This window comes from Streptomyces sp. NPDC057623 (assembly GCF_042800355.1).
Lineage (GTDB): Bacteria > Actinomycetota > Actinomycetes > Streptomycetales > Streptomycetaceae > Streptomyces.
In genome coordinates, this window is record NZ_JBHVGZ010000004.1 from 1 (window position 1) to 8993 (window position 8993).

At 67.4% G+C, this 8993-nt stretch carries 8 protein-coding genes and 1 pseudogene; 6 read left to right on the forward strand and 3 right to left on the reverse strand.

The window, feature by feature from the left end:
• Window positions 1-138: 138 nt before the first annotated feature.
• A complete protein-coding gene (locus ACFU95_RS05810) occupies window positions 139-702 on the reverse strand; it encodes a TetR/AcrR family transcriptional regulator (RefSeq protein WP_383822284.1) in 564 nt (187 codons plus the stop codon).
• 127 nt (window positions 703-829) lie between these two features.
• On the opposite strand from ACFU95_RS05810, the gene ACFU95_RS05815 reads away from it, so the two are divergent.
• The 6 genes and pseudogenes from ACFU95_RS05815 to ACFU95_RS05840 all read left to right on the forward strand — a co-directional run.
• Window positions 830-2407 carry an MDR family MFS transporter gene (locus ACFU95_RS05815; protein ID WP_121715915.1) on the forward strand — a complete coding sequence of 526 codons (1578 nt, stop codon included), beginning with the start codon at window positions 830-832 and terminating at the stop codon, window positions 2405-2407.
• A 60-nt stretch (window positions 2408-2467) separates the two neighbouring features.
• Complete coding sequence (locus ACFU95_RS05820; RefSeq protein WP_121715904.1) at window positions 2468-3061, forward strand: NADPH-dependent FMN reductase; 594 nt, start codon at window positions 2468-2470, stop codon at window positions 3059-3061.
• Between the two features lie 311 nt (window positions 3062-3372).
• A complete protein-coding gene (locus ACFU95_RS05825) occupies window positions 3373-4860 on the forward strand; it encodes an FAD-dependent monooxygenase (RefSeq protein WP_383822288.1) in 1488 nt (495 codons plus the stop codon).
• A 13-nt stretch (window positions 4861-4873) separates the two neighbouring features.
• The gene (locus tag ACFU95_RS05830; RefSeq protein WP_121715900.1) at window positions 4874-5200 is read left to right on the forward strand and encodes a TcmI family type II polyketide cyclase; all 327 of its coding nucleotides are present in this window, start codon (window positions 4874-4876) and stop codon (window positions 5198-5200) included.
• A complete protein-coding gene (locus ACFU95_RS05835) occupies window positions 5197-6477 on the forward strand; it encodes a beta-ketoacyl synthase (protein WP_121715898.1) in 1281 nt (426 codons plus the stop codon). The genes ACFU95_RS05830 and ACFU95_RS05835 overlap by 4 nt, the downstream gene beginning before the upstream one ends.
• Window positions 6474-6743, forward strand: a pseudogene (locus ACFU95_RS05840) (beta-ketoacyl synthase N-terminal-like domain-containing protein); the annotation flags it as partial. The gene ACFU95_RS05835 and the pseudogene ACFU95_RS05840, both read left to right, overlap by 4 nt.
• Window positions 6744-7104: 361 nt before the next feature.
• Here ACFU95_RS05840 and ACFU95_RS05845 read toward each other — a convergent pair.
• Both ACFU95_RS05845 and ACFU95_RS05850 read right to left on the reverse strand, forming a co-directional pair.
• Window positions 7105-8634, reverse strand: coding sequence for a helix-turn-helix domain-containing protein (locus ACFU95_RS05845; protein ID WP_383822292.1), 1530 nt, complete (start codon window positions 8632-8634; stop codon window positions 7105-7107).
• A gap of 65 nt (window positions 8635-8699) precedes the next feature.
• Complete coding sequence (locus ACFU95_RS05850; RefSeq protein ID WP_079084845.1) at window positions 8700-8897, reverse strand: DUF4236 domain-containing protein; 198 nt, start codon at window positions 8895-8897, stop codon at window positions 8700-8702.
• Window positions 8898-8993 lie beyond the last annotated feature (96 nt).

Below are 8993 nucleotides of genomic sequence, written 5' to 3' on the forward strand. Positions count from 1 at the left end.
TTGCGTAGGCCCCCTCGAGCCGTCCCTCGGTGGGGGATGTTGGTATGGGTGTGGGGGTCTCGGGTGTTCCCCGGGAGAGGGACGCCGGACCCCGCAGCAGTCGGCTCCGTCATCGGAGCCGTACCGGGACGATCTGGCTCACACTGCCCCCGAGTGCACCGTCGAGACCAGCTCGATGGCGACATCGAGCAACTCCTGGCGCTTGTCCTCGGGATCGCCGTCCAGTTCCTGCATCGCGAAGGTGCCGAAATGGACGGTGAACAGCGCGCTGATGCAGCGGACCTGGTCCGCGAGCGGGGCACCCGGCTCCTTGATCAGGCCCGCCATGGCGCCGACCCGGTCCTTGAAATCCTGACCGACACTGAGCTGTCGCACCGTGGCCTGGTTCTCCTGCATGAACCGGAAGAGTGGTGCCGCGTTGTGCAGGGCGATGCTGTACCGGGTGAGCAGTTCCTTCTTCGTCTCCAGAGTGCGGGGCTGTTCCTGCGCCCAAGCGATGATCTCCGCCAGCGGCTGCCCCAGATCCTGGAAGAGGCTGATGAGAATGGCCTCCTTCGTCTGGAAATGGTAGTAAATGGCTGGTTTTGTCACATTCAGTCTCTCGGCGATCCCGCGGAGTGAAGTCTTCTCATAGCCCTGCTCGACGAAGAGTTCGAGGGCGACTTCCTGAATCTTCTGGCGGGTGGACTTGGGCGTTGTCATGATCGCGCCTCCGGATGCTTACTTGACGGGCGGTAAGTGCCGTCTGTACTCTCCAGTGTAGCTTGCCGCCCGGCAAGTAAGTACCTGTTCCAGGGGTGCGGCACACTCGCGGAGACATGTGGAGACCATGCAGTACGAATTAGCCGAATCCGGAACATCGTCGTCGAGCCAACAGCCCCGTGGCCTGCGGGTCTCGCTCGTCGCCCTGCTCATCGCCATGTTGCTCGCCACGCTGGACAATCTGATCCTCGGCGCAGCGATGCCGACCATCGTCGGCGAGCTCGACGGCCTCGACCATCTCTCCTGGGTGGTCACGGCCTACGCCCTCGCCACCGCGGCCGCCACGCCCATCTGGGGCAAGCTCGGGGACATGTACGGCCGCAAGGCCGTGTTCCTGGCCGCGATCGGCGTCTTCCTCCTCGGATCTGCACTCGCCGGCGCTTCGCAGACCATGGAACAGCTCATCGCCTTCCGGGCCGTGCAGGGTCTGGGCGCCGGGGGACTGATGGTCGGAGCGTTCGCGATCATCGGGGACATCGTCCCCGGCCGTGAGCGGGGCAAGTACCAGGGCATGATGTCGGCGGTGATGGGGCTCGCCATGGTCGCCGGCCCTCTGGCCGGTGGCCTGATCACCGACCACCTCGGCTGGCGCTGGTGCTTTTACATCAACCTTCCCCTGGGCGGCGTCGCCATCTGCATGGTCATCGCCGTCCTGCGGCTACCGAAGAAGCGGGCGCAGGCGCGGATCGACTACCTGGGCGCGATCCTGCTGGCCGCGTCCATCAGTTCCCTGGTGCTCATGACCACCTGGGGCGGTGGCCAGTACTCCTGGGGATCGGTGCAGATCCTGGGACTCGGTGCCCTGGTCCTTGTGGGTGGCGTGCTGTTCGTGCTCGTCGAGCGCCGGGCCGCCGAACCGGTGCTGCCGCTGGCGGTGTTCCGGAACTCGAACTTCTCCCTCATCACCGCCGTCGGCTTTCTCCTCGGCTTCGTCCAGCTCGGCGCTCTGACGTTCCTTCCGCTCTTCCTGCAGACGGTGCAAGGCGCTTCCGCCACCAACTCCGGGTTCCTGTTGTTCCCCGTCTTCGGCTCGATGATGGTGGTCAACGTGATCGCGGGGCGGGTGACCACACAGACGGGCAAGTACAAGATCTTCCTGGTTGTGGGCAGCGCCCTGGTCTGCCTGGGACCCTTCCTCCTGGCGCAGATGGACACCGGCACCTCCCGCGTCACGTCTGGTGTCTTCATGGCTGTGCTCGGCCTGGGGATGGGTCTGCTGATGCAGAGCGTGATGCTCGTCGCCCTGGAGAGCGTGGAGAAGAAGGACCTCGGTGTCGCGTCGTCCACGGCGACCCTGTCGCGCACCATCGGCGGGTCGATCGGTGTGGCGATCATGGGTGCGCTGTTCACCCGGCAGGTGCAGGACTCCATGGCGGGACGCGGACCCGAGCTCTCCTCGGCGGCCGGCGAGAACATGCGGCTGGACGCCGCCTCGCTGTCCCGTCTTCCGCAGGACATCCGCAGTGCCTACGAGTCCGCGGTCGCCTCGGGCACGCACCAGGCGTTCCTGCTCGGCGCGGCGGCGGCGCTGGTCGCGTTCGCCGCCTCGTGCTTCGTCAGGGAAGTTCCGCTGCGGGGGGCGGAGGAGCAGGAGAACAGCGCTGCCGCCCCACGCGGCGATCAAGCTCGCGTCGACGAGAAATGAATCCCTTCCGCGGCACGGCTCGACCGGCCGTCACCGCTGTCCGAACCCAAAGGAGAACTCATGTCTGATGCTCCCGTCCGACTCGCCGTCATCATCGGCAGCGTGCGCGAAGGACGTTTCGGCCCGACCGTTGCCAACTGGTTCGCCGGGGAGGCGAAGCAGCACGACGCCTTCGAGGTCGATGTGATCGACCTTGCGGAGGCGAATCTTCCCGGCGTGCTGCCCGCGTTCGGAGCGACGCCCGCGCCGGAGACGGTGGAAGCGGTGGGGAAGGTCACGCCGCGTCTTGAAAATGCGGACGCGTTCGTCGTGGTAACTCCCGAATACAACCACAGCTACCCGGCCTCGGTGAAGACCCTGATTGACTGGCACAACGCCCAGTGGCACGCCAAGCCGATCGGTTTCGTCTCCTATGGCGGCCTTTCCGGCGGGCTGCGCGCGGTGGAACACCTCCGGGTGGTCTTCGCCGAAGTGCACGCGATCACCATTCGCGACACCGTCAGTTTCCACAGCGCCTGGTCGCAGTTCGACGAGACCGGGCTCCCCAGGGACCCCGAGGGCTGCACCGCGGCCGCCCAGACTCTGCTCGGCCAGCTGTCGTGGTGGGCGCGGGCGCTCCGTGAGGCAAGGACTCGCGAGCCGTACAAGGTCTGAGAATCCCCGTCCCGTCCGGGTGCCGCGCGGGATCGATTCCGGCGCGGCACCCCGCCTTTTGGCCGGTGACCTCGTCATCTGTCATACCCGGCACCAAACTTGACAATTCCCTGACGTGATTCTGTTGGTCATCTGACATGGTGGACCTTGACGTTTCCGGGGCGACTGAAGAAGCTAATTACTAGCTTCCACAGCACTATGTCGATGCGCCGGTGGTGACACCGCCGGTTATTGCCAAATGTGGCGTACCGAGGAAATTCTCGGTACGCCACATTTGCGTTCAGTCACTTTGCACCCCGGAGGACACGCATATGGATGCTTCAGTCATCGTCGCCGGCGCAGGGCCCACTGGACTCATGCTCGCCGGGGAACTGCGGCTCGCAGGGGTCGACGTCATCGTGCTCGACCGCTTGGCGGAACGCACCGGGGAGTCACGTGGGCTGGGTTTCACCACGCGCACGATGGAGGTCTTCGACCAGCGCGGCCTGCTGCACCGCCTCGGTGACATGGGCACCAGCAACGCCGGTCATTTCGGGGGTCTGCCGGTCGACTTCGGCGTTCTGGACAGTGTTCACCAGGCGGCCAAGACCGTTCCGCAGTCGGACACCGAGACGATGCTCGAAGGCTGGGCGCGTGAGCTGGGCGCGGACATCCGGCGTGGACACGAACTCGTCACCCTGCACGACCACGGTGACCACGTCGAGGCCGAGGTCCGCGGCCCGGAAGACGAGAAGATCCGGTTGACCGCTCCCTACCTCGTGGGATGCGACGGCGGTCGCAGCACGGTACGCAAGGCGGTCGGCTTCGACTTCCCCGGTACCGCGGCAACCATGGAGATGTACCTGGCGGACATCAAGGGCGTGGACCTGAAGCCGCGGCTGATCGGCGAAACCCACCCCGGCGGCATGGTGATGAGCGGCCCGCTCGGCGATCGCGGCGTCACCCGCATCATTGTCTGCGAACGCGGCACCCCGCCCCGCCGACGCACCGAACCCCCTTCGTACGCGGAAGTGGCCGCGGCCTGGCAGCGGATCACGGGCATCGACATCTCGCACGCCGAGCATGAGTGGGTCAGCGCGTTCGGCGACGCGACCCGGCTCGTCACCGAATACCGGCGAGGCCGAGTGCTGCTGGCCGGTGACGCCGCGCACATCCATCTGCCGGCCGGCGGGCAGGGGATGAACACCGGCATCCAGGACGCCGTCAACCTGGGCTGGAAGCTGGCCGCCGTGCTCCGCGGCACCGCCTCCGAGTCGCTGCTGGACAGCTATCACAGCGAGCGGCATGCGGTCGGCGAGCGGCTGATGATGAACACCAAGGCGCAGGGCCTGCTCTTCCTCAGTGGTGCGGAGGTCCAGCCGCTGCGCGACGTACTGGCCGAGCTGATCCGCTACGAGGAGGTCAGCCGCCATCTCGCCGGCATGGTGAGCGGTTTGGAGATCCGCTACGACGTCGGCCCGGGCAGCCACCCGCTCCTGGGGCTGCGCATGCCGCACCTGGAGCTGGTGGGCGAACGGCGCAAGACCAGCAGTACCGAACTGCTGCACGCCGGGCGGGGCCTGCTGCTCGACCTGGAGGACAACGCCGTTCTCCGCGAACGTGCCGTCGGCTGGCTGGACCGCGTGGACCTGGTCACCGCGGTGCCGCACGGTGTCCCGGCGGGCAGCCCGCTGTCCCGAACCTCGGCATTCCTCGTGCGCCCTGACGGGCATGTGGCCTGGGCCGCGCCGGGCAGCCACCACGCCCTGCCCATGGCACTGGAGCGCTGGTTCGGCCCTTCCCGGATCCAGCAGTCCTGACAAGGAGAGACACATGCACAGCACTTTGATCGTGGCCCGGATGGAGCCCCGTTCCGCCGAGGACGTCGCCCGCCTCTTCTCCGAGTTCGACGGCACGGACATGCCGCACCGGATGGGCACCCGGCGCCGGCAGCTCTTCTCGTACCGCGGCCTGTACTTCCACCTCCAGGACTTCGACAGCGAGGACGGCGGCGAGCGGATCGAGGCGGCGAAGACGGACCAGCGGTTCATCGGCATCAGCGAGGACCTCAAACCGTTCATCGCTGCGTACGATCCCGACACTTGGCGGTCACCCGCCGACGCCATGGCCCAGCGGTTCTACCACTGGACCGCGCTGTGAGCGGCGCGCACAGCCGACGCGTCGTGATCACCGGCATCGGTGTCACCGCGCCCGGCGGGGTGGGCAGCAAGAACTTCTGGAGCCTGCTGTCCGACGGTCGCACGGCCACTCGGCGCATCAGCTTCTTCGACCCGTCCCCGTTCCGTTCCCAGGTCGCCGCGGAGGCCGATTTCGACGCCGAACTGCTGGGCCTGAGCCCACAGGAGATCCGGCGAATGGACCGGGCCGCGCAGTTTGCCGTGGTCACTGCCCGGGAGGCGGTGGCGGACAGCGGCCTGGAGTTCGCCTCTCTCGACCCGCACCGCACCGGCGTGACCGTCGGCAGCGCGGTCGGCGCGACCATGGGGCTCGACCAGGAGTATCGCACCGTCAGCGACAGCGGGCGGCTCGATCTCGTCGATCACGAGTACGCGGTCCCGCACCTGTACAACTACCTGGTGCCCAGCTCCTTCGCCGCCGAGGTGGCCTGGGCCGTCGGCGCCGAGGGCCCGGCGACGGTGGTCTCCACCGGGTGCACGTCCGGCCTCGACGCCGTGGGTTACGCCACTGAGCTGATCCGCGAGGGCTCCGCCGACGTCATGGTGGCCGGAGCGGCCGACGCCCCGATCTCGCCCATCACCGTGGCCTGCTTCGATGCGATCAAGGCGACCACACCGCGCAACGAGGACCCGGAACACGCCTCGCGCCCGTTCGACGGCACCCGCAACGGGTTCGTCCTGGGCGAGGGATCGGCCGTGTTCGTCCTGGAAGAACTGGACAGTGCCCTGCGGCGAGGCGCTCATGTGTACGCGGAGATCGCCGGGTATGCGACGCGCAGCAACGCCTTCCACATGACCGGCCTGCGCCCCGACGGCCGTGAGATGGCCGAGGCCATCCGCATCGCCCTGGACGAGGCCCGGCTCAACCCCGAGGACATCGACTACGTCAACGCGCACGGCTCGGGTACCAAGCAGAACGACCGGCACGAGACAGCCGCCTTCAAGCGCAGCCTCGGCGACCACGCGTATGCCGTGCCCGTCAGCTCCATCAAATCGATGGTCGGCCACTCGCTGGGTGCCATCGGCTCGATCGAAATCGCAGCGAGCGCACTGGCGATGGAGCACGGTGTCGTTCCCCCCACCGCCAACCTGCACACACCCGACCCCGAGTGCGACCTCGACTATGTGCCGCGGACCGCACGGGACTGGAAGACCGACGCCGTACTCTCCGTGGGCAGCGGCTTCGGCGGGTTCCAGAGTGCCATCGTGCTGGCCCGCCCCGATCGGAGGACCGCGTGAACACAGGCGCTGTCGAAGTCGCAGTCACCGGACTGGGCGTGGTCGCTCCCAACGGCCTCGGCACGGACGCCTACTGGGCGGCGACCCGCAAGGGAACCAGCGGCATCGCACGGATCTCCCGCTTCGACCCCTCGCGGTACCCGGTCCAACTGGCCGGTGAGATCAAGGGGTTCGACGCGAAGGAGCACTTGCCGGGCCGATTGCTGCCGCAGACCGACCGGATGACCCAGCTCGCTCTCGTGGACCGCCGAGCTTCCGCATGGGCCCCCGAGGTCGCGTCAAGGCAAGCCGGGCTTCGCCTCCAGCTTATAACACGCAATCCCCGGTTATCGAAACCGGGGCACTGGAGGCTGGCGAGTCGATCGTCTCCCTGGCACGCTGGCTTGGGCACTCCGATCCCGGGTTCACGCTGCGGAAGTACTCCCACTTCCTGCCCCGCGCGGGTGCACGGGGCAGTGCCGCCATCGACGCGATCTTCGCGTAGCCGTGGCCGGTCGGCAGAGCCCGTGGAGCGTGGCCCGTAGCCCGCCGCGGGCCCAAAGTCCCAGAGAAGTCCCAGAGATGCCGCCGCACCCCTTCCTGACCCGCTTCATCACAGGTCAGGCGGGGTGTGGCGGCCTCCGCGTATCAAATGTCCCGGAAGATCTCGATCTGCGCCCCGATCGAGTTCAGCCGCTCGGCGAGGTCCTCGTAACCGCGGTTGATGACGTACACGTTCCGCAGCACGGACGTGCCCTCCGCCGCCATCATCGCCAGCAGGACCACCACGGCCGGTCGCAGGGCCGGCGGGCACATCATCTCGGCGGCGCGCCAGCGGGTCGGGCCCTCCACCAGGACGCGGTGCGGGTCCAGCAACTGGAGCCTGCCGCCGAGGCGGTTGAGGTCGGTCAGGTAGATCGCGCGGTTGTCGTAGACCCAGTCGTGGATCAGCGTCTTGCCCTGCGCGGCGGCCGCGATGGCCGCGAAGAAGGGGACGTTGTCGATGTTCAGGCCGGGGAACGGCATCGGGTGGATCTTGTCGATGGGTGCCTCCAGCTTGGAGGGCCGGACGGTCAGGTCGACCAGGCGGGTACGGCCGTTGTCCGCGAAGTACTCGGGCGTGCGGTCGTGGTCGAGGCCCATCTCCTCCAGGACCGCGAGCTCGATCTCCAGGAACTCGATCGGCACCCTGCACACCGTCAGCTCGGACTCGGTGACGACGGCGGCGGCCAGCAGGCTCATCGCCTCGACCGGGTCCTCGGACGGCGAGTAGTCCACGTCGGCGTCGATGGTCGGCACGCCGTGCACGGTGAGTGTGGTGGTGCCGATGCCCTCGACCCGGACGCCGAGCGCCTCCAGGAAGAAGCAGAGGTCCTGGACCATGTAGTTGGAGGAGGCGTTGCGGATGACCGTGACACCGTCGTGCCGGGCGGCGGCCAGCAGCGCGTTCTCGGTCACGGTGTCGCCGCGCTCGGTCAGCACGATCGGCCGGTCGGGACGTACGGCACGGTCGACTACGGCATGGTACTGGCCCTCGGTCGCCGCGACGTCCAGACCGAAGCGGCGCAGGGCGATCATGTGCGGCTCGATGGTCCGCGTGCCGAGGTCGCAGCCGCCGGCGTACGGCAGCTTGAAGTGGTCCATGCGGTGCAGCAGCGGGCCGAGGAACATGATGATGGACCGGGTGCGTACGGCGGCCTCGGCGTCGATCGCCGCCATGTTCAGCTCGGCCGGCGGCGCGATCTCCAGGTCGACTCCGTCGTTGATCCAACGGGTGCGCACGCCGATGGAGTTGAGCACCTCCAGGAGACGGTATACCTCCTCGATACGGGCGACCCGGCGCAGCACTGTGCGCCCCTTGTTGAGCAGCGAGGCGCACAGCAGGGCCACGCAGGCGTTCTTGCTGGTCTTGACGTCGATGGAACCGGACAGCCGACGTCCGCCGACAACCCGCAGATGCATCGGACCGGCGTAGCCGAGGGACACGATCTCGCTGTCCAGGGCTTCACCGATTCGGGCGATCATCTCAAGGCTGATGTTCTGGTTGCCGCGCTCGATGCGGTTGACGGCGCTCTGTGAGGTGCCGAGCGCCTCGGCGAGCTGCGTCTGTGTCCAGCCACGGTGTTGCCGGGCGTCACGGATGAGCTTGCCGATGCGTACGAGGTAGTCGTCTGCCATGAGGTTGAGGCTATCTCAGATATGAGATGGCACCTTCCAAGGGGGGCCGTTCGGGTGATGGACCGTCAACGTCGCCTGGCGGTACGAGTGCGACGCCACCCGAAAGGTCCGGGCAAATCCACTGATGTCGTACGACGTCCTGTACTGCTGTGTGTGCGCCGGGGCCCGTGCCTGCCGCCGGTGGTGATGGACCAGGAGCGCCGGTTGATGTTCAGCCGCACTCCGGGCAGGATCCGGAAACTCTTGCGGAACGTGAGGGGCATGGATGCCTCCCTCCGAGGTGGGGGTACGTCTCTCTCGGTTACCCCGACTCGGCGAACTGATGGCATGCCGGAAAGACGGAAGGGCCGGCTCGACGC